The 24,165-nt window shown below is 74.5% G+C and carries 26 protein-coding genes; 5 read left to right on the forward strand and 21 right to left on the reverse strand.

From position 1 onward, the window contains the following. The first annotated feature begins 117 nt into the window (after positions 1 to 117). The 3 genes from bldD (at position 118) to ACI79Q_RS12585 (ending at position 2,794) form a co-directional block, all read left to right on the forward strand. On the forward strand, positions 118 to 678 hold the full coding sequence (gene bldD / locus ACI79Q_RS12575) for a transcriptional regulator BldD (RefSeq protein WP_456588662.1): 561 nt from the start codon (positions 118 to 120) through the stop codon (positions 676 to 678). A 170-nt stretch (positions 679 to 848) separates the two neighbouring features. Beyond that, entirely contained in the window at positions 849 to 1,766 is a 918-nt protein-coding gene (locus ACI79Q_RS12580) for an ABC transporter ATP-binding protein (protein ID WP_456599357.1), read from the forward strand. Beyond that, a complete protein-coding gene (locus ACI79Q_RS12585; protein WP_456588660.1) occupies positions 1,763 to 2,794 on the forward strand; it encodes a hypothetical protein in 1,032 nt (343 codons plus the stop codon). The genes ACI79Q_RS12580 and ACI79Q_RS12585 overlap by 4 nt, the downstream gene beginning before the upstream one ends. A gap of 117 nt (positions 2,795 to 2,911) precedes the next feature. Here ACI79Q_RS12585 and nusB read toward each other — a convergent pair whose 3' ends face one another. The 15 genes from nusB to ACI79Q_RS12660 form a co-directional block, all read right to left on the reverse strand. After that, positions 2,912 to 3,319 (reverse strand): transcription antitermination factor NusB, encoded by a 408-nt coding sequence (gene nusB / locus ACI79Q_RS12590; RefSeq protein WP_456588659.1) that lies wholly within the window; start codon positions 3,317 to 3,319, stop codon positions 2,912 to 2,914. A 15-nt stretch (positions 3,320 to 3,334) separates the two neighbouring features. After that, the gene (gene efp / locus ACI79Q_RS12595; protein WP_456597742.1) at positions 3,335 to 3,895 is read right to left on the reverse strand and encodes an elongation factor P; all 561 of its coding nucleotides are present in this window, start codon (positions 3,893 to 3,895) and stop codon (positions 3,335 to 3,337) included. Continuing rightward, positions 3,896 to 5,011, reverse strand: a complete 1,116-nt coding sequence (locus ACI79Q_RS12600) for a M24 family metallopeptidase (RefSeq protein WP_456614790.1) — start codon at positions 5,009 to 5,011, stop codon at positions 3,896 to 3,898. Further along, on the reverse strand, positions 5,008 to 5,442 hold the full coding sequence (gene aroQ, locus ACI79Q_RS12605; RefSeq protein WP_456588656.1) for a type II 3-dehydroquinate dehydratase: 435 nt from the start codon (positions 5,440 to 5,442) through the stop codon (positions 5,008 to 5,010). The genes ACI79Q_RS12600 and aroQ overlap by 4 nt, the downstream gene beginning before the upstream one ends. After that, positions 5,439 to 6,497, reverse strand: coding sequence for a 3-dehydroquinate synthase (aroB, locus tag ACI79Q_RS12610; RefSeq protein WP_456588655.1), 1,059 nt, complete (start codon positions 6,495 to 6,497; stop codon positions 5,439 to 5,441). The genes aroQ and aroB overlap by 4 nt, the downstream gene beginning before the upstream one ends. Further along, the gene (locus tag ACI79Q_RS12615; protein ID WP_456588654.1) at positions 6,494 to 7,027 is read right to left on the reverse strand and encodes a shikimate kinase; all 534 of its coding nucleotides are present in this window, start codon (positions 7,025 to 7,027) and stop codon (positions 6,494 to 6,496) included. Before ACI79Q_RS12615 ends, aroB begins: the two co-directional genes overlap by 4 nt. Then, complete coding sequence (gene aroC / locus ACI79Q_RS12620; RefSeq protein WP_456588653.1) at positions 7,024 to 8,223, reverse strand: chorismate synthase; 1,200 nt, start codon at positions 8,221 to 8,223, stop codon at positions 7,024 to 7,026. The genes ACI79Q_RS12615 and aroC overlap by 4 nt, the downstream gene beginning before the upstream one ends. 72 nt (positions 8,224 to 8,295) lie before the next feature. Next, on the reverse strand, positions 8,296 to 8,958 hold the full coding sequence (locus ACI79Q_RS12625) for a prepilin peptidase (RefSeq protein WP_456588652.1): 663 nt from the start codon (positions 8,956 to 8,958) through the stop codon (positions 8,296 to 8,298). A gap of 10 nt (positions 8,959 to 8,968) precedes the next feature. After that, a complete protein-coding gene (locus ACI79Q_RS12630; RefSeq protein WP_456614791.1) occupies positions 8,969 to 9,775 on the reverse strand; it encodes a shikimate dehydrogenase in 807 nt (268 codons plus the stop codon). Beyond that, the gene (gene mltG, locus ACI79Q_RS12635) at positions 9,768 to 11,354 is read right to left on the reverse strand and encodes an endolytic transglycosylase MltG (protein ID WP_456613095.1); all 1,587 of its coding nucleotides are present in this window, start codon (positions 11,352 to 11,354) and stop codon (positions 9,768 to 9,770) included. The genes ACI79Q_RS12630 and mltG overlap by 8 nt, the downstream gene beginning before the upstream one ends. A 59-nt stretch (positions 11,355 to 11,413) precedes the next feature. Continuing rightward, a complete protein-coding gene (gene ruvX, locus ACI79Q_RS12640) occupies positions 11,414 to 12,088 on the reverse strand; it encodes a Holliday junction resolvase RuvX (protein ID WP_456588649.1) in 675 nt (224 codons plus the stop codon). Between the two features lie 6 nt (positions 12,089 to 12,094). Beyond that, the gene (alaS, locus tag ACI79Q_RS12645) at positions 12,095 to 14,779 is read right to left on the reverse strand and encodes an alanine--tRNA ligase (protein ID WP_456614792.1); all 2,685 of its coding nucleotides are present in this window, start codon (positions 14,777 to 14,779) and stop codon (positions 12,095 to 12,097) included. A gap of 49 nt (positions 14,780 to 14,828) precedes the next feature. Beyond that, on the reverse strand, positions 14,829 to 15,113 hold the full coding sequence (locus ACI79Q_RS12650) for a hypothetical protein (RefSeq protein ID WP_456588647.1): 285 nt from the start codon (positions 15,111 to 15,113) through the stop codon (positions 14,829 to 14,831). Beyond that, complete coding sequence (locus ACI79Q_RS12655) at positions 15,113 to 15,538, reverse strand: DUF948 domain-containing protein (protein ID WP_456588646.1); 426 nt, start codon at positions 15,536 to 15,538, stop codon at positions 15,113 to 15,115. Before ACI79Q_RS12655 ends, ACI79Q_RS12650 begins: the two co-directional genes overlap by 1 nt. Before the next feature lie 100 nt (positions 15,539 to 15,638). After that, complete coding sequence (locus ACI79Q_RS12660) at positions 15,639 to 16,976, reverse strand: replication-associated recombination protein A (RefSeq protein ID WP_456599352.1); 1,338 nt, start codon at positions 16,974 to 16,976, stop codon at positions 15,639 to 15,641. A 36-nt stretch (positions 16,977 to 17,012) separates the two neighbouring features. On the opposite strand from ACI79Q_RS12660, the gene ACI79Q_RS12665 reads away from it, so the two are divergent. Further along, positions 17,013 to 17,867, forward strand: coding sequence for an aldo/keto reductase (locus ACI79Q_RS12665; RefSeq protein WP_456614793.1), 855 nt, complete (start codon positions 17,013 to 17,015; stop codon positions 17,865 to 17,867). A 714-nt stretch (positions 17,868 to 18,581) separates the two neighbouring features. Next, positions 18,582 to 18,842, forward strand: a complete 261-nt coding sequence (locus tag ACI79Q_RS12670) for a DUF559 domain-containing protein (protein WP_456614794.1) — start codon at positions 18,582 to 18,584, stop codon at positions 18,840 to 18,842. Positions 18,843 to 18,852: 10 nt separating this feature from the next. Here the strand turns inward: ACI79Q_RS12670 and ACI79Q_RS12675 are convergent, their stop codons facing one another. The 6 genes from ACI79Q_RS12675 to ACI79Q_RS12700 all read right to left on the reverse strand — a co-directional run bounded on the left by ACI79Q_RS12675 (position 18,853) and on the right by ACI79Q_RS12700 (position 24,157). Further along, on the reverse strand, positions 18,853 to 19,608 hold the full coding sequence (locus tag ACI79Q_RS12675) for a hypothetical protein (protein WP_456614795.1): 756 nt from the start codon (positions 19,606 to 19,608) through the stop codon (positions 18,853 to 18,855). Next, entirely contained in the window at positions 19,605 to 19,727 is a 123-nt protein-coding gene (locus ACI79Q_RS12680; RefSeq protein ID WP_456614796.1) for a hypothetical protein, read from the reverse strand. Before ACI79Q_RS12680 ends, ACI79Q_RS12675 begins: the two co-directional genes overlap by 4 nt. An 80-nt stretch (positions 19,728 to 19,807) precedes the next feature. Next, positions 19,808 to 20,899, reverse strand: a complete 1,092-nt coding sequence (locus ACI79Q_RS12685; RefSeq protein WP_456588641.1) for a pyridoxal-phosphate-dependent aminotransferase family protein — start codon at positions 20,897 to 20,899, stop codon at positions 19,808 to 19,810. Between the two features lie 10 nt (positions 20,900 to 20,909). After that, entirely contained in the window at positions 20,910 to 21,347 is a 438-nt protein-coding gene (locus ACI79Q_RS12690) for a hypothetical protein (protein ID WP_456614797.1), read from the reverse strand. A gap of 11 nt (positions 21,348 to 21,358) precedes the next feature. After that, entirely contained in the window at positions 21,359 to 23,137 is a 1,779-nt protein-coding gene (gene aspS / locus ACI79Q_RS12695; RefSeq protein WP_456614798.1) for an aspartate--tRNA ligase, read from the reverse strand. A 36-nt stretch (positions 23,138 to 23,173) separates the two neighbouring features. Next, positions 23,174 to 24,157 (reverse strand): aldo/keto reductase, encoded by a 984-nt coding sequence (locus tag ACI79Q_RS12700; RefSeq protein ID WP_456597728.1) that lies wholly within the window; start codon positions 24,155 to 24,157, stop codon positions 23,174 to 23,176. Positions 24,158 to 24,165 lie beyond the last annotated feature (8 nt).

The raw sequence follows: 24,165 nt of genomic DNA on the forward strand, positions 1-24,165 counted from the left end.
CTGCCCCGGCACCAACCTGCGCTTTCGCGTCCACCCGCCTGTTGTGATCCCCGCTTCGCACGTACGCTGCGTGACGAACAACCTCGATCCGAGACGACGGACAGTGAGCAGACAGCGATGAGCACCGACTACTCACGGGCCCTCGGCGCCCGGCTTCGCGCGATCCGCAACCAGCAGGGCCTCTCCCTGCAGGGTGTGGAGGACAAGTCGCACGGCCGCTGGAAGGCGGTCGTGGTCGGCTCCTACGAGCGCGGGGACCGCGCCGTGACCGTGCAGCGCCTCTCCGAGCTCGCCGTCTTCTACGGCGTCCCGGTCTCGGAGCTGCTGCCCGACCCGCGGCCCAGCTCCGCGGTCACCTCGACGAACAAGATCGTCCTGAACCTGGAGTCGCTGGGCTCCCTGCCCGCGGACGAGGCCGGCCCGCTGGCCCGCTACGCCTCGACCATCCAGGCCCAGCGGCACGACTACAACGGCAAGGTCCTCTCGATCCGCGCCGAGGACCTGAAGTCGCTGGCCATCATCTACGACATGAGCCCCGACGAGCTCACCTCCCGGCTCATCGAGTGGGGGGTGCTCTCCCCCGGCATGGAGGGCATCGTCAGCTCCGGTGGCGACGACGACCTCGAGGAGGACGTCGACGAGTCCGCCTGGGGCGACCGCCGGCGCGCACCCCGCTGACGACCGGCTCCACCCAGCGAGTCACGAAGGCCCCCGCCGATCGGCGGGGGCCCTCGTCGTTTACGGCCCGGCCCGGTCTCGACACGCAGGTCGGGACACTGTTCCCGCAGCACCACGTGTGCCACTGTGCTGCCAGCCGGGTGCCCGGCCCGGACGAGCAGGGAGGCCGCATGCCGGCGGTGCAGATGGCGGGGGTCACCAAGACCTACCGCGGGAAGGGCGGGCAGCCGCACAAGGCGCTCGACGGGCTGGACATGACCGTCGACACCGGCGGCGTCCACGGCCTGCTCGGCCCGAACGGCTCGGGCAAGACGACGTCGATCCGGGCGCTGCTCGGGCTGGTGCGCGTCGACGCCGGTGACATGCAACTGCTCGACCGCCCGGTGCCCGCCGGCCTGTCCGGCGTGATCGGCGACGTCGGCGCCCTGGTCGAGACACCGCTGTTCTTCCCCGGCTTCTCCGGCCGGCGCAACCTGCGCCTGCTGGCCGAGACCGCCGGCGTCGCGCGGGCCCGCGTCGAGGAGTGCCTGGAGCTGGTCGACCTGCGCGACCGGGCCGACGACCGGTTCAAGGGCTACTCACTCGGCATGAAGCAGCGCCTCGGCATCGCCGCCGCGCTGCTCAAGGCGCCCCGGCTGCTGATCCTCGACGAGCCGAGCAACGGGCTGGACCCCGCCGGCATCCGCGACGTCCGCGAGCTGATCCGACGCCTGGGGTCCGACGGCCGGACGACGGTGCTCGTCTCCTCCCACCTGCTCGCCGAGATCCAGCAGGTGTGCGACTCCGTGACGATCCTGGCCCGCGGCCGGCGGGTGGCCTCCGGACCGGTCGCCTCGGTGCTCTCCCAGGCCGGCACGGGCGACGTCCGCGTGGCGGTCCCCGACCCGGCGGCCGCGGCCGCGGTGCTCGGCGCCGCCGGGTTCAGCCTCTCTCCCGCGCCCGACGGCCAGGTGCTGGTGCACGGCGCGCCCGCCACCGGCGAGATCACCCGCGTGCTCGCCGAGCACGGCCACTACGTCGAGGAGCTGGTCCGCGTGACCCCCGACCTGGAGAGCGCGTTCCTCGCCATCACCGGGGGCCAGGCATGAGCGCGGTGACCGAGCAGCCGACTGCCTCGCCCGAGCCGACGTCGGCCCGGCGGGGCGGCAGCCTGTTCCGGGCTGAGCTGCACCGGTTCACCGCCCGCCGGTTCATCCAGGTCCTGCTGGGGCTGGCCGTCCTCGGCTGGCTGGCTGCGATCGTCATCGGGTTGCTCCAGTTCGGCGAGCCGACCGACGCCGACTACGCCGCCGCCCGCGAGCGCATGGACGAGATCATCGCCAGCGAGGAGGCCTGGCGCGCGGACTGCGCGATCGAGGCCGAGAACGTCGGCGAGCCGGTCGACCAGTTCTGCGGCCCACCGCTGGATGCCTCCGCCTGGCGCGTCGAGGACTTCCTCGACAAGGCCCCCTTCGACCTCGGCGCGCTCGGGGAGCCCGGCGCGATCGGCTTCGCGGCCGCCGCCGCGGTGCTCGCCTTCCTCGTGGGCGCCACCTGGATCGGCGCGGAGTGGTCCACCCGGACCATCGTGGCGCTGCTGTTCTGGGTGCCGAACCGGCTGCGGGTCATCGGCACGAAGATCGGCGTCCTGGTCCTGGCCGCGCTGGTCATCGGCGTGGCGGCCCAGGTTGCCTGGCTGGTCATGGCCTGGGTCCTGCGGACCTTCGTGGGCACCGACCAGGCTCTGCCGGAAGGGTTCTGGGGAGAGCTGCTGGCCGCGCAGGGGCGCGGGGTCGTGCTCGGCGTCCTCGTCGCGCTGATCGGCTTCGGGCTGGCCAACCTGGTGCGCAACACCGGGGCGGCGCTCGGCATCGGGTTCGTCTACTTCGCGATCGTCGAGACCGCGCTGCGGATCTACGACCCCATGCTCGAGCGCTGGCTGCTGTCGACCAACGCGGTCGCCCTCGTCGTCCCCGGCGGCGTCCCGGTCGTCGACTACAGCGTCATGAGCACCGGGCCCGAGGGACCGCCGACCTACCTGGTCACGAACCTGCAGGGCGGCCTGGTCGTCGGCGCGTTCGCCACGGTGATCCTCGGCGCCGGCATCTGGCTCTTCGCCCGCCGCGACCTGCAATGACATCGTCGTCCTCCGGACGACACCGCGGCCAATGGCCGTTCCCGACCGGCGACGAGCGTGTCCGCACGCTCCTCGCCGGACCCTCCGGACCCACCTCGTCGGTGCCGTGCGCCCTCGCTAGGCCGTGGGGACCTCGGCGGCGAGGATGGCGCCGAGGACGCCGTTCACGTACTTCGGCGACTCGTCGGTGGAGAGCGCCTTGGCCAGCTCCACCGCCTCGTCGATGACGACGGCGTCGGGCACGTCGTCGACCCAGAGCAGCTCGAAGGTGGCCATCCGCAGGATCGCGCGGTCGACGTCGGGCAGCCGCTCCAGCGACCAGCCGGAGGTGTGCGCCTCGATCAGCGCGTCGATGCGCGCGCCCTGCTCCTCGACGCCCTCGACCAGCCGGATGGTGTGCTCCGGGACCGGCGGGTTGCCGTCAGCGACCCGCTCCCGGAGCAGCTCCAACCGGTCCCGCCCCCGGACGTCGGCCTCGTACAGGACGTCCACGGCGCGCTTGCGGGCCTTGGACCGTGCAGCCACGCGTCTGGCCCGCGCTCAGTTGACGCGGCCGAGGTACCGGCCGTCGCGGGTGTCGACCTTCAGCTTCTCGCCGGTCGTGATGAACAACGGCACCTGGATCTGCGCGCCGGTCTCCAACGTGGCGGGCTTGGTGCCGCCGGTGGAGCGGTCGCCCTGCAGCCCCGGGTCGGTGTGCTCGACGACGAGCTCCATGGTGACGGGGAGCTCGACGTACAGCGGGGTGCCGTCGTGCACCGCCACGATGACCTCGGTGTTCTCGAGCAGGTAGTCCGCGCCCCCGCCGACCGTCTCCGCCGGCACGTAGATCTGGTCGAACGTGTCGCCGTCCATGAAGACGAAGTCGGTGCCGTCCTTGTACAGGTACGTCATCGACCGCTTGTCCACGTTGGCCGTCTCGACCTTGGTGCCGGCGTTGAAGGTCTTGTCCACGACCTTGCCCGACAGCACGTTCTTCAGCGTCGTGCGCACGAAGGCCCCGCCCTTGCCGGGCTTGACGTGCTGGAAGTCGGTGACGGTCCAGAGCTGGCCGTCCAGGTTGAGGACGATGCCGTTCTTCAGGTCGTTGGTGGTAGCCATCTAGAGGACCAGCAGTTCCTTGCTCGTAAGGGTCAACAACTCGGGCGCGTCGTCGGTGACGATCAGGGTGTCCTCGATCCGGACACCGCCGTGGCCGGGCAGGTACACGCCTGGCTCCACGGTGACGGCCATACCGGCGGCAAGCCTACCCGCGCCCTGGGGGCCGATGCCGGGCGCCTCGTGGATCTCCAGCCCCACCCCGTGGCCGAGGCCGTGGGTGAAGTGCTCCCCGTGGCCCGCGGCGACGATCACGTCGCGGGCGGCGGCGTCCACCGCGACGACGTCGACGCCCACCGCCAGCGCGGCCCGGCCGGCGGCCTGGGCGGCGGCGACGAGCTCGTAGATCTCCCGCTGCCAGTCGGCCGCGTGGCCCAGCACCAGGGTGCGGGTCATGTCGGAGTGGTAGCCGTCCACGGTGGCGCCGAAGTCGAGCTTGAGGAAGTCGCCCTCACGCAGGACGGTCGAGTCCGGGCGGTGGTGCGGGATCGCCGAGTTGGCGCCGGTGGCGACGATCGTCTCGAACGACGGCGCCTCGGCGCCGAGCGCCAGCATGCGCGCGTCGAGCTCGCGGCCGACCTCCAGCTCGGTGCGCCCCGGCCGCAGCGACCCCTCGGCGGCGAGCTCGGCCAGCGCCTGGTCGGCGACGGCGCACGCGCGGCGCAGGTACTCGACCTCGGTGTCGTCCTTGATCGCCCGCTGCCCCTCGACCGCCCGCCGCACGGAGGCCAGCTCCGGGACCGTGCCACCCGCGGCGGCGTCCGCCAGCACCCGCTCCAGGCCGTGCAGCCCGTCGACGGTGAGGTCGTGGGACTCGTAACCGATCCGCCCCGCGCCGCGCCGCACCGCCTCCCGGGCCAGGGCCGGCACCGTGGCCCGGTCGACGAGCAGCTCGACGTCGGGCACCTGCGCGCCGGCCTGGGTGGTGTAGCGCCCGTCCGTGCCGAACACGTCCCCGCCGTCCACCCGCAGCAGCAGGGCGCCGTTGGAGCCGGTGAAGCCGGTCAGGTACCGGACGTTGAGCAGGTTGGTGACCAGCACCGCGTCCAGGCCGCGCCCGGCCGCGGCGGTCCGCAGCGCGTCACGCCGGGCGGCCTCCCGCGCGGTGTCCCGGCTCACGACACGCCTCGCAGGGTCATCCACTGCAGCGCCAGCACGTAGCCGTGCACGCCGAGCCCGGCGATCACCCCGTCGGCGACCCGGGAGACGTAGGAGTGCTGGCGGAACTCCTCGCGCCGGTGGATGTTGCTGATGTGCACCTCGATCACCGGTGCGCCCACCGCGGCCAGCGCGTCGTGCAGCACCACCGAGGTGTGCGTCCAGCCGCCGGGGTTCACCACGATGGGGTCACCGGCGTCGGTCGCCTCGTGGATCCAGCGCAGCAGCTGGCCCTCGTCGTCGGTCTGGCGCACCAGCACGTCGACGCCGAGCTCCCGCGCCGCGGTCTCCACCAGCTCGACCAGCTGCGCGTAGGTCGTCGTGCCGTACACCTCGGGCTCGCGCGTGCCGAGCCGGCCGAGGTTGGCGCCGTTGAGCACCTGGATGGTCATGGCGTCTCCGATACTGCGGCCCACGCCGCATCGAGCCAGGCCTGCTGCGGGTCGGTCAGGATCCTGGGATGGCCGAGCCCGTCGAGGACGACGAACCGCAGCGACGCGCCTCGCGCCTTCTTGTCCACCCGCATCACCTGCTGCAGGCGCGCCCAGTCCCCGGCGTAACTGGTCGGCAGCCCCATCGCCGCGATCAGCGTGCGGTGTCGCGCGACCTCCGCCGGGGTCAGGAGGCCCGCCTGACCGGCCAGCTCGGCGGCGAAGACGAGGCCGACGGCGACGGCCTCGCCGTGCCGCCAGCCGAAGTCCTCGACCCGCTCGATCGCGTGGCCGAGGGTGTGGCCGTAGTTGAGGAACTCGCGCACCCCGGTGTCGAGCAGGTCCTCCCCCACCGCCGCGGCCTTCACCCGCACCGCACGCTCGATGAGTTCCTCGGTGTCCCGGCGGCCGGTCGGATCGGCGTCCAGCAGCTCGAGGATGCGGCCGTCGGCGATGAACCCGCACTTGACCACCTCGGCCAGCCCGGCGCGGAACTCCGCCTCGGGCAACCCGGCCAGGAGGTCGGTGTCGGCCAGCACGGCGGCCGGCGGGTGGAAGGCGCCGACGAGGTTCTTCCCGGCGGCGGTGTTGATGCCCGTCTTGCCGCCCACGGCCGCGTCGACCATGCCGAGCAGGCTGGTGGGCACCTGCACGACGCGGATGCCGCGGGTCCACGTGGCGGCCAGGAAACCGGCCAGGTCGGTGACCGCGCCCCCACCCACCCCGACGACGGCGTCGGAGCGGGTCAGCCCGAGCCGGCCGAACTCCTCCCACACCTCGGCGGCGACCTGCGCGGTCTTCGCGGCCTCGCCGTCGGGGACGACGACCGCCTCGGCGGCCACACCGGCGGTCTGCAGCGTCTCGACCGCGGCGCCGGCCGCGGCGGCCAGCGGTGGCGCGTGGACGACGGCGACCTTCGCCGTGCCGGCCAGCACGAGCGCCAGCTCGGTCTGGGCGCCGGCACCGATGACGACCTCGTAGGGCTGCTCCCCCGCGACCGCGACGCGACGGCTCACCGGGCCTCCTCCGGGGTCAGGACGGCGAGCACCTCGGCGACGACCTCCTCCGGCGACCGCCCCGCGGTGGCGACCCGGTGCGTGGCCACCTCCGTGTAGAGCGGCGCACGCTGTTCGAGCATGGTGCGCAGCATGGCCCGCGGGTTGACCGCGAGCAGCGGCCGGTCCCGGGAGAGCCCCACGCGCCGCGCGGCGGAGGCGACGTCGACGTCGAGCCAGACCACGGCCCCGCCGGCGCTGCCGTGGGTGACCAGCAGCTCGCGGGTGGCGGCGCTGGTCACCGCCCCGCCGCCGAGCGCCAGCACCCCGGTGTGGTCGGCGAGCGCCCGCGCGACCGCCTGCTCCTCCAGCGCGCGGAAGTGCGGTTCACCGTGCTGGACGAACAGGTCGGCGACGGTCGACCCGGTCGCCTCCTCGACGTCGCGGTCGGTGTCCCGGAACGCCAGCCCCCGCGCATCGGCGACGGCCGTGCCGACCGTCGTCTTCCCCGACGCGGGCGGGCCGACGAGGACCAGGGCCGGCCCGCTCACCGGTACGGCAGGGAGTCGAGGTAGGCCCGCGCGTTGCGCCGGGTCTCGGCCACCGAGTCCCCGCCGAACTTCTCCAGCGCCGCGTCGGCCAGCACCAGCGCCACCATCGCCTCCATCACCACGCTGCCGCGGGGCACCGCGCAGGCGTCGCTGCGCTGGTTGATCGCGACCGCGGCCTCCCCGGTGGCGACGTCGACGGTCTGCAGCGCGCGCGGCACGGTGCTGATCGGCTTCATCGCGGCGCGCACGCGCAGCACCTCGCCGTTGGTCATCCCGCCCTCGATGCCACCGGCCCGGTCGGTGAGCCGCTGCACCCGCTGCACGCCGGCGCCGGCGTCCGCGTCGGCGAGCACGATCTCGTCGTGGGCGACCGAGCCGCGGCGGCGGGCGGTCTCCAGCCCGTCGCCGACCTCGACGGCCTTGACCGACTGCACGCCCATCAGCGCCGCGGCCAGCCGGGCGTCCAGGCGGCGGTCCCAGTGCACGTGGCTGCCCAGGCCCGGCGGGAGCCCGTGGACGACGACCTCGATGACCCCGCCGAGGGTGTCACCGTTCTTCCGGGCGTCGTCGATCTCGGCGGTCATGCGTGCGCTGGTGCCCGGGTCGGCGCAGCGCACCGGGTCCTCGTCGAGACGCGGGTTGTCGTCGGGCCCGGGCACGATGCCGTCGGGCGCGACGACCGGGCCGATGCCGACGACGTGGCTGACCACCGAGACGCCGAGCGCCTGGCGCAGGAACGCCTGGGCGATCGCGCCGAGCGCCACCCGGGCGGCCGTCTCGCGGGCGCTGGCGCGCTCCAGCACCGGGCGGGCGTCGTCGAAGCCGTACTTCTGCATGCCGGCGAGGTCGGCGTGACCGGGGCGGGGCCGGGTGAGCGGCGCGTTGCGCGCCTGGCCGGCGAGGATCTCGGGGTCGACCGGGTCGGCGGACATGACCGTCTGCCACTTGGGCCACTCGGTGTTGCCCACCTGCACCGCGATCGGGCCGCCCTGGGTGCGGCCGTGGCGCACCCCGCCGGTGAGGGTGACGACGTCCTGCTCGAAGGACATGCGGGCGCCCCGCCCGTGCCCGAGCCGGCGGCGGGCGAGCTGCAGGTCGAGGTCGGCGGTCGCCACCTCGACCCCGGCCGGGAGCCCCTCGAGGATGGCGGTGAGCTGCTGGCCGTGCGACTCACCGGCGGTCAGCCAGCGCAACATGCCGGCAATTCTAGAAGGACCACCCTTCCCCCCTTCCCTCGCGGGCTCGGGCGGGCCCCGGAAGGGTGGCCGTCAGGGGGCTGGGACGCCGCCGACCGCCAGCGCCAGGACGGCACCGACCAGCAGCGGCGGGCCGAACGGCACGGTGCTGCGCCACCCCGCCCGCCCGGTGGCCACCAGGACCACCGACACCGCGGCGCCGGTGACCAGGCCGAGGAACAGCCCGGCGAGCAGCACCCCCCAGCCGGACCACCCGAGCACCAGCCCCAGCAGGCCGAGCAGCTTGACGTCACCGAGACCGAGGGCGGCCGGGGCGGCCAGCCGTGCCGCACCGGAGACGGCCAGCGCGGCGGCCCCCGCCGCGACGCCCCGGACCAGCGCCCCCCACGTGCCGAGGACGGCGGCGTCGACGAGCAGGGCCACGCCGCAGACGACGGCCGCCGGGAGGAGGACGCGGTCGGGCAGCCGGTGGGCGGCGAGGTCGACGCCGGCCAGCACCACCGCCGCGCCCGCGGCCCACACCAGCGCGGCGGTGGCCGGGCGGCCGCCCCCGAGCAGGACGGCGGCGGTGAGCAGGCCCGCGGTCAGCGCAGCGGTCAGCGCCGTGCGGGAGCCGGACGGCGCCGCCGCGTCGTCGCGGGTGGCCAGCCGGACGGTGCTGCGCGCCAGCGCCGGCCCGACGAGGAGCCCGGCCAGCACGGCGACCCCGGCGAGGACGGGGCGGGAGACGTCCACGGCGGGGACGTCAGCGCGCGTCGAGCGCCGCGCGCATCGCGCCGATGGGGGCCGGCCGGCCGGTCATGAGCTCCACCTGCACGGTGGCCTGCCAGAACAGCACCTCCAGCCCGCTGATCACCGCGCCGCCGGCGGCGGAGACGCGCTCGGCCAGCGGCGTGGGCCAGGGTGCGTAGAGGACGTCGAGCACCGTCTGCCCTCCGCGCCACTCCAACGCGGCGACGGCAGGCTGACCGTCGACCGGAACGGTGCTGACGACGACCGGGGCCTCGACGCGCACCCCGGCCAGGGGGAGCACCCGCGTGGGCACGCCCAGGGTGTCGAGGACCCGCACCACCTCACCGGCGCGGGCGGGCTCGCGCACGACGACGTCGACGCGGTCGGCCCCCAGCGAGGCCAACGCCACCGCCGCGGCAGCCGCGGTCCCCCCGGCGCCGAGGATCGCGGCGTGCCGCACCTGGTCGACCCCGCCCACCTGCAGGGCGGTGCCCACGCCGGTGACGTCGGTGTTCTCGGCCCGCCAGCCGGCCCCGGTGCGGACCAGGGTGTTCGCCGCGCCCAGCAGCCGCGGGAGCGGCTCCACCTCGTCGGCGACCTCGACCGCGGCCTGCTTGCACGGCATGGTCACCGAGAAGCCGCGCCACTCCTCGCCCAGCCCGGCCAGCAGGTCGGGCAGGTCCCCGGCACCCACGTCGAGCGCGTCGTAGGACCAGTCGGCCAGCCCGAGCGCCGCGTAGGCGGCGCGGTGCAGCAGCGGCGAGAGCGAATGGCCGACCGGCCGCCCGAGGACCGCTGCCCGCTGCGGCCGCTCAGCCACCGCACCCGAGACCGGCGTCGGCACACCGCTGGCGGGCCTGCTGGAACTCGGCGTAGTCGCTGGTGAAGAAGTGCGACCCGTCCTCCGACTCGAGCACGTAGTACAGGAGGTCGCCGCTGCTCGGGGCCAGCGCCGCCTCCAGGCTGGCCTCCCCCGGCGAGCTGATGGGGGTGGGCGGCAGCCCCTGGCGCGTGCGCGTGTTGTACGGGCTGTCGGTCTGGAGATCGGTGACGGTGAGCTCGTTGCCGCTCTTGTCCAGCCCGTAGGCCAGCGTCGCGTCGATGCCGAGCGCGATGCCGGCGTCGAGCCGGTTGTAGATCACCTGGGCGACGTCGGGCCGCTCCTCGTCCAGCCGGGTCTCCGACTGGACCATGGAGGCGACCGTCACGATCTCGCCCGGGGTCCGCCCGAGGGCGGCGGCCCGCTCCTCCAGCCGCAGCCGGGCGGCCGTCTGGTTGAAGGTCTCGACCATGCGCTGCAGCATCTGCTGCGGCGTGGTGCCGGGCTCGAAGTCGTAGGTGGCCGGGAAGAGGTAGCCCTCCAGCTGCCCACCCGCATACGCGGGCAGCGGCAACGCCGCCGGATCGGCCGCCGCCTCCAGCTCCGCGAGCGGTGTGCCGGTCTGCTCCGCGAGCCGGGCGAGGATCTGGTCGACCGTGAACCCCTCGGGCACCGTCACGCGGGAGATCTGCCGGGAGGCCGGGTCCAGCAGCAGCTCCAGTGCGGCCTCGCCGCTCATCTGCTCCCGGAGGGTGTACACACCGGGCTGGATCGAGGTGGCCGCCGGGTTCTCCTGGGCGGCGCTCACGAACGGCCCGGTGGAGGCGATGACGTCGGCGTCGGCCAGGGTGCGGGCGATGTCGGTGAGCGTGTCCCCCTGCTGCACCCGCACGTCCACGCTGCCGCTGCCCGTGCCGGTGTAGTCGCGCGCGGCCGGGTCGAGCATGGAGAACAGCTGCTGGCCGCCGACGACGATGCCGGCGACGATGCCGCCGAGCACCAGGACGACCAGCGCGATCGCCAGCGGGCGGCGGCGCCGGCGCCGCCGGTCCCGGTCGCTGCGCGAGTCGTAGGGCGCGATCGGGATCTCGTCGTCGTGCAGCAGGGCGCCGTCGTCGAGGTGGTCCCCGTCGACCGCGGTGGCCCCGTGGGCGGCGTCGTCGTCCTGCCAGCCCGTCCGGTCGTCGTCGACGTTCGCGCCGATCACGTCCAGCCCGCCGGTCGGGTCGTCCGCCGAGGCGGGGCCGGGTGCGGCCGGCGTCTCGTCCGGGGTGTCGTCGGGTCCGGTGGACAGCCGGGGCGCGGCGACGGTGGCGTCGTCGCCCACGGCGTCCTCGCGCGGCCGCAGCCGACCCCACGCACCGGTCGGCAGCGGCGGCAGCGGGGCGGACGGGTGCTGGGCGCCGTAGCCGTGCCCGTCCCCGTCCCCGTGCCGGGAGGTCATCGGGAACCCCGGCGACGCCCAGCCGGACGCGCCCAGCGGCCCGGTCTGGTCGCCGGCGTGCCGCGGGTACGCGGTGCGGCCCGGCGGGAAGCCGCCGACAGGGGAACCGGAGCCGGTCGGGAACGGGAACGGCATGCCACCGGTCCCGTCGTCGAACGCGTGCCTCCCCCGCGGCGGCCGTCCGCCGGGCGCCGTCACGAGGGCGCCTTCCGGCTGTCCAGGTACTGCTGCAGGATCACCACGGCCGCGGCCTGGTCGATCACCGCCCGCTGGCGACGGCTGTCGATGCCGCCCTCCCGGAGGTGGCTGGCTGCGGTCACGGTCGAGAGCCTCTCGTCGATCAGGTTCACCGGCACGTCCGGGATGCGGTCGGCCAGTTCCTGTGCGTAATCGGCAGCATCCTGCGCGGAGACACCGGCCGCGCCCGACAGGTGCACCGGCTCTCCCACGACCACCTCTGTCACCTCGTGTTCCACCACCAGCGCGGCGAGCCGGTCGAGGTCTGCCTTGTCCTTGGCCCGGCGGAGGGTCTCCAGCGGGCTGGCGAGCGTGCCCGTGGCGTCCGACAGCGCCAGGCCCACCCGGACGGTCCCGACGTCGACGCCGAGGACCCGGCCGCGGGCGCGCGGCGCGCCGGGGCGGCGCGGCGGGATCTTGAGGTGCTGCGGCCAGCCACCGGACAGGTCGATCTCCGTGGTCTCGTGCTTGACCGGCGGGAACCCCTGGCTCAGGTCGATCTCGGTGGTCGGGTGGTGCGTCGGCTGCTCCCCCGTGGCCGGGCGCGGACGCGCGGGCGGGACGGCGGGCAGCTCGCGCCGCCGGCCGCCGACCGGCCCGGTGTCCTCGGGGCTGTGCTCGGATCCGGACACGATGCTCTACCTCCCAGTGACGGCCGCGACCGCCTGCTCGCCGGCCTGCAACGCCGCGGGGATACCCGCAGGATCGGTTCCGCCTCCCTGGGCGACGTCGGACTTGCCGCCACCGCGGCCCCCGACGGGGGCCGAGGCCGCCTTCAGGACGTCGTTGGCCGACAGCCCCTGCGAGACCGCGGCCGGGTTGAGTGCGGCCACCAGAGCTACCTTGCCACCGGACTCCGATGCCAGCAGCACGACGGCCGGCCGGTCGGACCCCAGCCGCCCGCGGACGTCGAGGGCCAGCGTGCGCAGATCGCCGCCGCCGAGGCCGGCCGGGGACCCGGTGACGACGGCGACGCCTCCGACGTCGCGGGCCGAGGCGGCCAGCTCGCCGGCGGCGGCGAGGGTCTGCTGCGCCCGCAGGTCGGCCAGCTCGCGGTCCAGGTCGCGCAGCCGGGCGACCATGCCGCTGACCCGCTCCACCAGGCCGTCCTGCGGCGCCTTGAGGATGTCCGCCAGCTGGCGCACCAGGTCGCGCTCGCGCGCGAGGTACCGGAACCCCTCGAGCCCGACGACGGCCTCGACCCGGCGGGAGCCCGAGCCCACCGACGACTCACCGGTCAGGGCGAGGGTGCCGATCTGCGCGCTCCCCCGCACGTGTGTGCCGCCGCAGAGCTCGCGCGACCACGGGCCGCCGATCTCCACGACGCGCACCTGCTCGCCGTAGGTCTCGCCGAACAGCGCCAGGGCGCCGAACGCCTGCGCCTCCGGCAGCGTCATCCACGAGGCGGTGACCGTGTGGTCGGCCCGGACGGCGGCGTTGGCGACGTCCTCGATGTCGGTGCGCTGCTGCTGGGTCAGCGCGCCCTGCCAGGCGAAGTCCAGCCGCAGGTAGCCCGGCCGGTTGTAGGAGCCGGACTGCAGGGCCTGCGGGCCGAGCACCTGCCGCAGCGCCGCGTGCACCACGTGCGTGCCCGAGTGGGCCTGGCAGGCGGACAGGCGCCACTCCCGGTCCACCTCGGCGGTGAGCTCCGCACCACGGGAGAGCTCGCCCTCGAGCACCCGCACCTGGTGGGCGACCAGACCCTTCACCGGGCGCTGGACGTCGATGACCTCGGCCCGGCCGCCGTCCCAGGTGAGGAGTCCGGCGTCGGCCACCTGGCCGCCGGACTCCGCGTAGAACGGCGTCCGGTCCAGCACCACCCGGGTGATCTCCCCGGGGCCGGCCGGCCGCTCGCCCTCGTCGTCGCCCTCGGCCACGATGCCCAGCACCCGCGAGTCGGTGCGCAGCGTCTCGTAGGCCCGCCAGTCGGTGGGCCCGTGCTCGGCCAGCAGCCGGCGGTAGGCCAGGACGTCGACCGAGCCGGTGCGCTTGGCCCGGGCGTCGGCGCGGGCGCGGTCGCGCTGCTCCTTCATCAGGGCCCGGAAGCCCTCCTCGTCGACGGTCACGCCCTGCTCGGCGGCCATCTCCAGGGTGACGTCGATCGGGAAGCCGTAGGTGTCGTGCAGCGAGAACGCCTGCTCGCCGGAGAGGGTCGGGGCGCCGGCCTGCTTGGCCTGCTTGACCGCGGTGTCGAACAGCGCCGTCCCCGACGTGAGGGTGCGGCGGAACGCCTCCTCCTCGGCGTAGGCCACCGACGAGATGCGGGCGAAGTCGGTGTCCAGCTCGGGATAGCTGGCCTGCATGGCGTCCTTCGACACCGGGAGCAGCTCCGGCAGCGTCGACTCGTCGACGCCCAGCAGCTTCATGGAGCGCACGGCGCGGCGCAGCAGCCGGCGCAGGATGTAGCCGCGCCCCTCGTTGCCCGGGGTCACGCCGTCGCCGATCAGCATCAGCCCGCTGCGCACGTGGTCGGCCACCACCCGCAGCCGGACGTCGGCGTCGACGTCCTTGCCGTAGGTGACCCCGGCGAGGTCGGCGGCCCGGCGCAGCACCGGGGCGACCTCGTCGATCTCGTACATGTTGTCGACGCCCTGCAGCAGGTACGCGACCCGTTCCAGGCCCATCCCGGTGTCGATGTTCTTCTTCGGCAGCTCGCCGACGACCGTGAACTCCTCCTTGCCGCGGACGTCGGTGAGCTCGTACTGCATGAAGACGAGGTTCCAGATCTCCAGGAACCGGTCACCGGCGGTGTCCACCAGCGGGCCGCCGTCGGGACCGAACTGCGGACCGCGGTCGAAGTAGATCTCCGAGCACGGGCCCCCGGGGCCGGCCGCCCCGGTGTGCCAGTAGTTGTCCTTCTTCCCCAGCCGCTGGATCCGCTCGACCGGGAGGCCGGCGATGCGGCGCCAGGCGTCGGCAGCCTCGTCGTCGTCGAGGTAGACGGTCACCCAGATCCGGTCGGGGTCGAAGCCCAGCCCGCCGTCCTTCAGCCGCCCGGTGATCAGCTCCCAGGCGTGCTGGATCGCCCCCTCCTTGAAGTAGTCGCCGAAGGAGAAGTTGCCGTTCATCTGGAAGAACGTGCCGTGGCGGGTCGTCTTGCCCACCTCCTCGATGTCGAGGGTGCGCACGCACTTCTGCACGCTGGTGGCCCGCGGGAACGGCGCGGGTTCGCGGCCGGTCAGGTACGGGATGAACGGCACCATGCCGGCGACGGTGAACAGCAGCGACGGGTCGGGGGACACCAGCGAGGCGCTGGGCACGACGGTGTGCCCGCGCTGGGCGAAGTGCTCCAGGAAGCGGCGGCGGATCTCGGCGGTCTGCATCGTCTACTCAGTTCTGCGGGGCCCGCCACGGGTGCGGCGGGCCGGGGGGTCAGAGGTCGGCGGCGTGCGATCCGCGGCGCAGGGCCGCGGCGTCACCTGCGTCGGGCAGGGGCGCGTCCAGGCCGGTGCCGGCACGCAGCTCCAGCTCCCGCTCGCTCATCGCCTCGCGGACGTCGGCGCCGAAGTCGCCGATCGCGTCGGCGAGGTCGCGCAGCCCCTCGGCGATGGAGGCCCCGATCCCCGCAGGTGTCATCTTCTCCGCCGCGGCGGAGAGCTTGCGGACGACGAGCGCCCCGATGGTGATCCCCATGGCGAGCCAGAACAGCCGGCGCATCAGGCGGCCCGCCGGGCGGCCCGGCGCGCGCGGCGCGCCTCCTTGTCGCGACGGGCGGCGTCGGCGATGGCCTGGCCCTCCCGCTTCTTCTTCGCGGCGCTGCGCACGCCGTAGCTGAATGCGGCGACCTTGATCAGCGGGCTGCCCAGGGTGGCGGCGACGACGCTGGTGAGCGCGGCGACGTTGCTGGAGACGTTGGCGGCGTTGCCGGTGATGTCGTCGACCCGCTCCAGGTTGCTGTTCACGTGCGCGACCGTGGTGCTGGCCTGGCCGAGGATCGGCGCGCTCTGCTCGCGGACCTGGCGGATGGTCAGGGTGGTCTCGTCGAGCGTCCGGCCGAGCTTGAGCAGCGGGACGGCCACCAGGACCACCAGCAGCACCAGGGCCCCGGCTGCGATCAGCCCGGCGATCTCTCCTACGGACACGCGTGCTCCTGTTCTGAGGGGAATCGGCGCCGGGAAGCGACGTTCCGGCCACGCCACACTAGTCGCGGGCCCGCCCCGCCGTCCGTCCCCCGCCGGAGCGTCAGCGGGTTCGGCGGAGGATCGCCCGCAGCTTGCCCAGCCGTTCCGCCAGCCGCGCCTCCACGCCGCGGTTGGTCGGGCGGTAGTAGTCCCTGCCCACGAGCGCGTCGGGCGGGTACTGCTGCGGCACGATCCCGTCGGGGTGGTCGTGCGGGTACTGGTAGGTCTTCCCGTGGCCGAGCTTCTTGGCCCCCGCGTAGTGCGCGTCGCGCAGCCCCGGCGGCACCGGGCCGGCCAGGCCCGCGCGGACGTCGGCCACCGACTCGCCCATGGCCACTGTGACCGCGTTGGACTTCGGGGCGGTCGCCAGGTGCACGACGGCCTGGGCCAGCGGGAAGTGCCCCTCGGGCATGCCGATGAACTGCACCGCCTGCATCGCGGCCACCGCGACCTGCAGGGCCGTCGGGTCGGCCATGCCGATGTCCTCGCTGGCGCTGATCACCAGCCTGCGGGCGATGAAGCGCGGATCCTCCCCGGCCTCCACCATGCGGGCCAGGTAGTGCAGCGCGGCGTCCACGTCGCTGCCGCGGATCGACTTGATCAACGCGCTGGCGACGTCGTAGTGCATGTCGCCCTGCCGGTCGTAGCGCACCGCCGCCTGCGCCACCGCCGTCTCCAGGGTGGCGAGGTCGATCTCCGTCGCGCCGACGGCCCGCGCCGCCCCGGCGCCGGACTCCAGCGCGGTGAGCGCCTTGCGCCCGTCGCCGCCGGCGATCCGGACGAGGTGCTCCTGCGCCTCGTCGGTGAGCGTGACCTCCCCGTTCAGCCCGCGCTCGCTGGTGAGCGCGCGGTGCAGCAGCGCGCGGACGTCGTCGTCGGTGAGCGGCTGCAGCGCCAGGACGAGGCTGCGGCTCAGCAGCGGGCTGACCACGGAGAAGAACGGGTTCTCGGTGGTGGCGGCGATGAGGCTGACGATCCGGTCCTCGACCGCGGAGAGCAGGCTGTCCTGCTGGGTCTTGGAGAACCGGTGCACCTCGTCGATGAACAGCACGGTGCGCCGGCCGGCGTAGGTGAGCTCGCGCTTCGCGCTGGAGATGACCGCCCGCACCTCCTTCACCCCCGAGTCGAGGGCCGACAGCTGCACGAACTGGCGCTTGGTGGCCAGCGAGATCACGTGGGCCAGGGTCGTCTTGCCGGTACCGGGCGGGCCGTAGAGCACCAGCGACATCGGCTCGTCGGACTCGACCAGCCGGCGCAGCGGGGCGCGGTCACCCAGGAGGTGCTGCTGCCCGACCACCTCGTCGAGCGCGCGCGGGCGCATCCGCACCGCCAGCGGCGCCCCCGGGTCGACGACCGGCGCGCCGTCCTCCTCGGGAGCGGGGTCGAACAGCGAACTCACGGGTGAGGACGCTACCCGCGGGGCACGACGCTTCCCATGCAGCAGCGACGCATCGGGGACGCGACGGTCAGCGCGATCGGGCTGGGGGCGATGCCCCTGTCCACCAAGCAGGACCGGCCCTCCCGCGAGGAGGCGGTCGGCGTCGTGCGAGCCGCCCTGGACGCCGGCGTGACCCTGATCGACACCGCCGACGCCTACGCCCGCGACGAGGCCGAGTTCGGGCACAACGAAGAGCTGGTCGCCGAGGCGCTGCGCTCCATCGGCGGCGGCGACGTCCTGGTGGCGACCAAGAGCGGGCACACCCGCCGCGGCACCGACTGGGAGCTCGACGGGTCGCCGGCCTACCTGCGGCGGGCGTGCGAGGCATCGCTGCGCCGGCTCGGGGTCGACGCCATCGGGCTGTACCAGTTCCACCGGCCCGATCCCGCGACCCCGTGGGAGGAGTCGATGGGGGCGCTGCGACAGCTCGCCGACGACGGGCTGGTGCGGATGGTCGGCATCTCCAACGCCGACGTGGGGCAGATCGACGTCGCCCGGTCGATCGTGGGCGACGCGCTGGTGAGCGTGCAGAACCAGTTCTCGCCGGGCTACCGCTCCTCGCACGGCGAGCTCGAGCACTGCGCGGCGCACGGGCTGGCGTTCCTCCCGTGGAGCCCGTTCGGCGGGGTGAGCGCCGCGGGCTCCCTCGGCTCGTCGGCACCGGCGTTCGCGGAGGTGGCCCGGGAGCTCGGGGTGTCGGTCTACCAGGTGACGCTGGCCTGGCACCTGGCGCAGAGCGAGGCCGTCGTCCCCATCCCGGGCGCGTCCCGGGCGGCGACGATCGTGGATTCCGCGGCCGCCGCCGACCTGGCCCTCTCCCCTGACCAGCTGGCCCGCCTGAACGCCGCCTGACGGGCCGGCCGGCGGTATCCCGACCGCCGAGTGCGCAGTTGCTGCCGCCGACACGCGCCGACACTCCGGCGGCGGCGACAAGGACCACGCACTCGGCGCCGTCCACAGGCTGGGCGCCGTCCACGGATGGCGCCGCGACGATCGCGACGGGCGCACCACGCCCGACGCTCCGCCGGTGGACCGGACCGAGCTCCCCCCGGCCTACACCCGGGGCCAGGCGCTGGCCGCCGGGCTGACCCGCGCGCAGCTCCGGGACGACGGCGTGCGGGTGACTCGCGGCGCCTACGTCTCCCGGGCCGTACCGCTGTCGCTCCGAACGGCCTGCGCGGCGGCCCTGCCGGTGCTGCCACCCGACGTGACGTTCTCCCACCGGACCGCTGCCGGCCTGCTCGGCACACCCGTGCCGCACGAGTGGCCCCTGTCTGTCAGCGTGCCGCCCGGGTCGACACGACCCAGACGGGAGCGCATCCGCACGCACGTACGCCGACTCGAAGCCGCCGACGTGGTGCGGCACCGCGGCATCCCGGTGACCAGCGGCGCCCAGACCTGGCTCGACCTCGTCGCGGCGCTGCCTCCCGGCTCGAGCGGGCCGGTGGCACGCGGGGCATCGTCCTCGCCCGGGAGCTGGCGCCGCTGCTCTCGCCGTTCGCCGCCTCCCGCCCGGAGAGCCTGGTCCGGTATGCGCTGGTCAGCGCCGGACTCCCCCACCCCCGCGTGCAGGTCCCCATCCTCGACCGGGCGGGCCGCGTGGTGGCGCACGCCGACCACGGGTGGGAGCGCTGGAGTGTGGCGCTGGAGTACGAAGGCCGGCAGCACGCCGAGCGCGAGCAGTTCGGCCGCGACATCGACCGGTACTCGCTCATGGCAGCCGGCGGGTGGCTGGTCCTCCGGTTCGCCGGCCGCCACCTGGGCCGCCTGGACACCGTCGTCGACCGTGCAGCCGGCGCACTGCGGAGGCGTGGCGCCCAGTGGTGAGTCCGAGGCGTCAGCCGGGCCGGGCAGAGAGCTCCTGCGGCTGATCGGCCCGCGAGCCCGCCGGCGGTCGCAGCCGCGGGAGGACGACGGCCACCGCCGCCGCTCCCGCGATGGCGGCCAGCCACGGCACCAGGTCCCGGTTCGCCGGCAGCGACGCGAGGCCGAACACATGCCAGGCCGCGTCGAGCGCGTCGGGCAGCGTGGCCGGCAACCCGGCGCCTGGCCGCAGCAGCTGCTCGAGGTAGCTCACCGCGGTCAGGGCCGGGGCGACGAACCACGCGAGGAGCACCACGGCCGGCCACCACGCGAGCCGGGCGACCGGCCGGGCACCCACCACCACCAGGGCCGTTCCGAGTAGCGCGGCACCCAGCCACGACCCGAGGCGCCCCAGGGAGCCCGCACCGCCGACACCGACGAGGGCGAGCACGACCTGCGACACCCACCAGGAGGCGGCACCGGCGAGCACCGCCAGCCCCGGCGCGGCACCGGCGGCACCGAGGGCGGCCGGCGCGCCCAGCGCCCAGCCCGCCGCCGAGACCAGCACGACGACCACGCTCAGGCCTCCGACGACCGCCGGGTCCGTCTCGAACGTGTCCGGCGCGTTCGTCCGGAGCGTCGACGCGGTGCTCACCAGGGCGAGACCGACGGCCAGCGCCATCCCCGCCGCAGTGGCCGGCACCCCGGCCGCACGGCGCTCCGCGGCCCGGGCGAGCAGCCCCGCGGCCACGCCCCCGACCAGGGCCCCCAGCACGAGGGCACCGATCATCGAGGCAGCAGCGGGAGCGCGGTCCGGGCCCCGACCGGCACCATCCGCAGGCCGTCGAGCAACCAGGACAGGTAGCCGCCGACCCACCAGACGGCGGCCGCGAGCGGGACCGCGCCCACCAGGGCAACCGCCGCCTGGCCCGGTTCGCGGGGACGACCTGGGCCACGGGCACCTCCTGGTTGCGGAACGCCCCAGGACCCTAGCGCCCGAGGACCGCCTTCAGCGCCGACAGCACGAGCGCCACCTTCGCGGGGGCCGCGTTCGGGCCCATCAGGCCGATCCGCCAGACCGTCGAGGCGTACGCGCCCACTCCCCCGCCGATCTCCAGGTCGAAGCGCTCCAGCAGCTCGCGGCGGACGGCGGCCGAGTCCACGCCGTCGGGAACCTTCACCGTGGTCAGCTCCGGCAGCCGGTGCCCCTCCGCCGCGAACAGCTCCAGGCCCAGCCCGGCCAGCCCCTCGTGCAGCAGCCGCCCGGCCTCCGCGTGCCGGGCGTGGACGGCGTCCAGCCCCTCGTCGAGGATGCGCCCGAGCCCCGCGTGCAGCGACACGACCATCCCGGTCGGCGCGGTGTGGTGGTACGTGCGGCCACCGGACCCGGCCGCCTCGCCCGCGTACCCGCCGAGCATGCCCAGGTCGAGGTACCAGCTCTGCGGCTTCTCGATCCGCCGCTCCCACGCGCGGTCGTTGATCGTGAACGGCGCGAGCCCCGGCGCGACGCCCAGGCACTTCTGCGACCCGGAGTAGGCGAGGTCCACCCCCCACTCGTCGAGCTGCACCGGGATGCCGCCGAGCGAGGTGACGCAGTCGGCCAGCAGCAGCGCGTCACCCTTGCCGGCAGCCAGCGGCTGGAGGTCGGAGCGCACCCCCGTGGAGGTCTCGGCGTGCACGGCGGCGATGAGCTTCGGCGACGGGTGGGCGGCCAGCACGCGCTCGGCGTCGACCGGCTGCCCCCACTCGTGCTCCACCGCGATCACCTCGGCGCCGCAGCGGGCGGCGACGTCGGTCATCCGCTGCCCGAACAGGCCGTTCACCGCGACGACGACGACGTCTCCGGGCCCCACGGTGTTGACGAACGCCGCCTCCATGCCCGCCGACCCGGTGGCCGACAGCGGCAGCGTGCGCCGGTTCGCCGTGCCGAACACCTGGCGCAGCCGGTCGGATGTCTCGTCCAGGATCCGCAGGAACTCCGGGTCGAGGTGGCCGAGCAGCGGCTGCGCCAGCGCGACCTGCGCCTCCGGGTACGGGTTCGACGGGCCGGGTCCGAGCAGGGTGCGGGCACGCAACGGCATACGGGGCAACCTACCCAGGGTCGGGCCCGGCCACCGGGTTCGGGCCGGCGGGCCGGAGGGTCAGGCGGGGCGGTGGTGCAGCGCCGACCGGGGGCAGGTCATGGTCGCGGCCGTGGATCCGGAGCACCGTCCAGTCGTGCGGGTCCAGACCGGCCGGCGTCTCGATGACGGTGACGTGGGCGGCGAGGTCGGCGCTCATCGCCCCACCGCCGGAGTCGCGCACCGCCACGGACACGGTGAGGCGGCCGCCCTCGACCTCGACGTCGACCGGCATGCCCGGAGCGCTGCTGCTCCCCCAGGTGGTGATCGCCAGACGGGCGCCACCGTCGACCCAGACGGCCGGGGCAGCGGTCCGGTCGGGGGACCCGCGCCCGGGGCCCGGCTGCGAACCGGCCAGTGGCCGGCGCGCTCCGTCCGGTCGCCCCTCGTCGACCACGACCGGGACCACGACCGGCCCGCTCAGCCCTTCGTCGGGTCGGAGGGGCCGGGGGCGCCCGGCTCGCCCGGCAGTGCCGGCTCCTCCGGCTTCGCGTCGATGCCGGCCTCCTTGCGCTGCGCCTCGGTGATCGGCGTCGGCGCGCCGGTCAGGGGGTCGAACCCGGCGCCGGTCTTCGGGAAGGCGATGACCTCGCGGATCGACTCCACCCCCGACAGCAGCGCCGACAGCCGGTCCCACCCCAGCGCGGCACCGGCGTGCGGCGGCGGGCCGTAGGCGAACGCCTCGAGGAAGAACCCGAACCGCTCGCGGGCCTCCTCGCGCGACATCCCCAGGGTCTCGAACACCCGCTCCTGCAGCTCGGCGTCGTGGATACGCACCGACCCGCTCATGACCTCGTTGCCGTTGATCACCATGTCGTAGGCGTCGGACAGCGCCGCGCCCTTGTCCTCGGCGAACCGGTCCCGCCACTCGGGGGTGGGCGAGGTGAAGGGGTGGTGCATGAACGTCCAGTCGCCGTCCTCGGTCTCCTCGAACATCGGGAAGTCGACGACGAACAGGAACGACCAGGTGCCGGGCTCGATCAGGTCGAGGCGCTTGGCGATCTCGTTGCGCGCGGCGCCGAGCAGTTCCTGGGAGGAGCGCCGGGCCCCGGCGGCGAAGAAGACGCAGTCGCCCGGCTTGGCACCGACGGCCTCGACGAGACCCTCGCGCTCGGCGTCGGAGATGTTCTTGGCCACCGGGCCGCCGAGCGTGCCGTCCTCGGCGATCGTCACGTAGGCCAGCCCGCGGGCACCGCGGGACTTGGCCCAGTCCTGCCAGGCGTCGAACGCCCGCCGGGGCTGCGACCCGCCGCCGGGCATCACGACGGCGCCGACGTACGGCGCCTGGAAGACGCGGAACGGCGTGTCGGCGAAGTAGGAGGTCAGCTCGGTCAGCTCGACGCCGAACCGCAGGTCCGGCTTGTCCGAGCCGAACCGGTCCATCGCCTCGCGGTAGGTCATCCGCGGGATCTCGGGGATCTCGTACGACGCCAGCTCCCGCCACAGCGAGCGGACGACGTCCTCGGCGATCGCGAGCACGTCGTCGCGCTCGACGAAGCTCATCTCGAAGTCCAGCTGGGTGAACTCCGGCTGCCGGTCGGCGCGGAAATCCTCGTCCCGGAAGCAGCGGGCGATCTGGTAGTAGCGCTCCAGCCCACCGATCATCAGCAGCTGCTTGAACAGCTGCGGCGACTGCGGCAGCGCGTACCACTTGCCCTGCTGCAGCCGCACCGGCACGAGGAAGTCCCGGGCGCCCTCGGGCGTGGAACGGGTGAGGTTCGGCGTCTCCACCTCGACGAAACCGTGCTCCGCCATCACGCCGCGGGCGATGCGGCTGATCTCCGAGCGCAGCCGGATCGCCCGCGCCGGGCCCTGACGGCGCAGGTCGAGGTAGCGGTACCGGTAGCGGACGTCGTCGCTGGCGGCCTGGTCGGTCTCGATCGGGAACGGCAGCGGGGCCGACGTCGACAGCACCCGCAGCTCGGAGGTGGCCACCTCGATCTCGCCGGTGGGCAGCTCGGGGTTCTCGTTGCCCTCGGGCCGCCGGCGCACCTCGCCGGTGACGAGCACGCAGTACTCGTTGCGCAGGTGGTGGGCCTCCTCCTCGCGGACGACGACCTGCACGTAGCCGGAGGCGTCGCGCAGGTCGAGGAAGACCACGCCGCCGTGGTCGCGGCGGCGGGCGACCCAGCCGGCGAGGGTGACGGTGGTGCCGGCGTCGGACGCACGCAGCGTTCCGGCGTCGTGGGTGCGGAGCACGTCGGGCCTTTCGGTGGAGCGGAAGGAGGGGGTGGCTTACCAGCGGTCGTGCACGTGGGCGCGGATGCGCTCGTCGTACACCCGCTCGAGGTCGGCGAGCTGGGCGTCCGACAGCGGCGCCATGGTGGCTGCGGCGACGTTGCCGCGCACCTGGGTGACGTTGCGCGCCCCCGGGATGACGGTGGTGACGCCGGGCTGGTCGATCACCCAGCGCAGCGCGAAAGCCGCGGTGGGCACGGCGTCGCCGGCGATCTCGGCCACCTCGCGGGCGGCCGCGACACCGACGTCGAAAGGCACGCCGGCGAAGGTCTCGCCCACGTCGAAGGCCTCGCCGTGCCGGTTGAAGTTCCGGTGGTCGTTCTCCGGGAACGTCGTCGACTCGTCGTACTTGCCGCTGAGCAGGCCGCTGGCCAGCGGAACGCGGGCCAGGATGCCCACGCCGGCGTCGGCAGCCGCGGGCAGCAGCTCCTCCAGCGGCTTGCGCCGGAAGATGTTCAGGATGACCTGGATGGTGGCCACCCCCTCGTGCTGCAGCGCGGTGAGACCCTCGGCCACCGTCTCGACCGAGACGCCGTAGGCCGCGATCGAGCCGTCCGCCACGAACCCGTCGAGGGCGTCGTAGACGCGCTGGTCGGAGTAGACGGCGGTGGGCGGGCAGTGCAGCTGGACCAGGTCGAGGGTGTCCACGCCCAGGTTCCGACGCGACCGGTCGATCCACGCGCGCAGGTTCTCGGGCGTGTACTGCTCCGCGGTGAAGGGGTCGGCACGGCGGCCGGCCTTGGTGGCGACGAACGGCCGGTCGGCCCGGGGCGCGAGCGCCTTGCGGATGCGCTCCTCCGAGCGGCCGTCGCCGTAGACGTCGGCGGTGTCGAGCAGGGTCACCCCGGCGTCGAGCGCGGCGTCGAGGACCTCGGCGGCGGTGTCCTCGTCGACGTCGCCCCAGTCACCGCCGAGCTGCCACGTGCCCAGCCCGATCACGCTGACGTCGGCCCCGGTCTTCCCGAGCGGTCGCTGCTCCATCGAAGAAG

The organism is Blastococcus sp. SYSU DS0828 (genome assembly GCF_054050975.1).

Excerpts from the sequence above, each read along its gene's own strand:
- bldD (WP_456588662.1), top strand. The coding sequence starts at position 118 with ATGAGCACCGACTACTCACGGGCCCTCGGCGCCCGGCTTCGCGCGATC.
- ACI79Q_RS12580 (WP_456599357.1), top strand. The coding sequence starts at position 849 with ATGCCGGCGGTGCAGATGGCGGGGGTCACCAAGACCTACCGCGGGAAG.
- ACI79Q_RS12585 (WP_456588660.1), top strand. The coding sequence starts at position 1,763 with ATGAGCGCGGTGACCGAGCAGCCGACTGCCTCGCCCGAGCCGACGTCG.
- efp (WP_456597742.1), bottom strand. The coding sequence starts at position 3,895 with ATGGCTACCACCAACGACCTGAAGAACGGCATCGTCCTCAACCTGGAC.
- aroQ (WP_456588656.1), bottom strand. The coding sequence starts at position 5,442 with ATGACCATCCAGGTGCTCAACGGCGCCAACCTCGGCCGGCTCGGCACG.
- aroC (WP_456588653.1), bottom strand. The coding sequence starts at position 8,223 with ATGTTGCGCTGGCTGACCGCCGGTGAGTCGCACGGCCAGCAGCTCACC.
- mltG (WP_456613095.1), bottom strand. The coding sequence starts at position 11,354 with ATGCCGTTCCCGTTCCCGACCGGCTCCGGTTCCCCTGTCGGCGGCTTC.
- alaS (WP_456614792.1), bottom strand. The coding sequence starts at position 14,779 with ATGCAGACCGCCGAGATCCGCCGCCGCTTCCTGGAGCACTTCGCCCAG.
- ACI79Q_RS12650 (WP_456588647.1), bottom strand. The coding sequence starts at position 15,113 with ATGCGCCGGCTGTTCTGGCTCGCCATGGGGATCACCATCGGGGCGCTC.
- ACI79Q_RS12665 (WP_456614793.1), top strand. The coding sequence starts at position 17,013 with ATGCAGCAGCGACGCATCGGGGACGCGACGGTCAGCGCGATCGGGCTG.
- ACI79Q_RS12675 (WP_456614795.1), bottom strand. The coding sequence starts at position 19,608 with ATGATCGGTGCCCTCGTGCTGGGGGCCCTGGTCGGGGGCGTGGCCGCG.
- ACI79Q_RS12685 (WP_456588641.1), bottom strand. The coding sequence starts at position 20,899 with ATGCCGTTGCGTGCCCGCACCCTGCTCGGACCCGGCCCGTCGAACCCG.
- ACI79Q_RS12700 (WP_456597728.1), bottom strand. The coding sequence starts at position 24,157 with ATGGAGCAGCGACCGCTCGGGAAGACCGGGGCCGACGTCAGCGTGATC.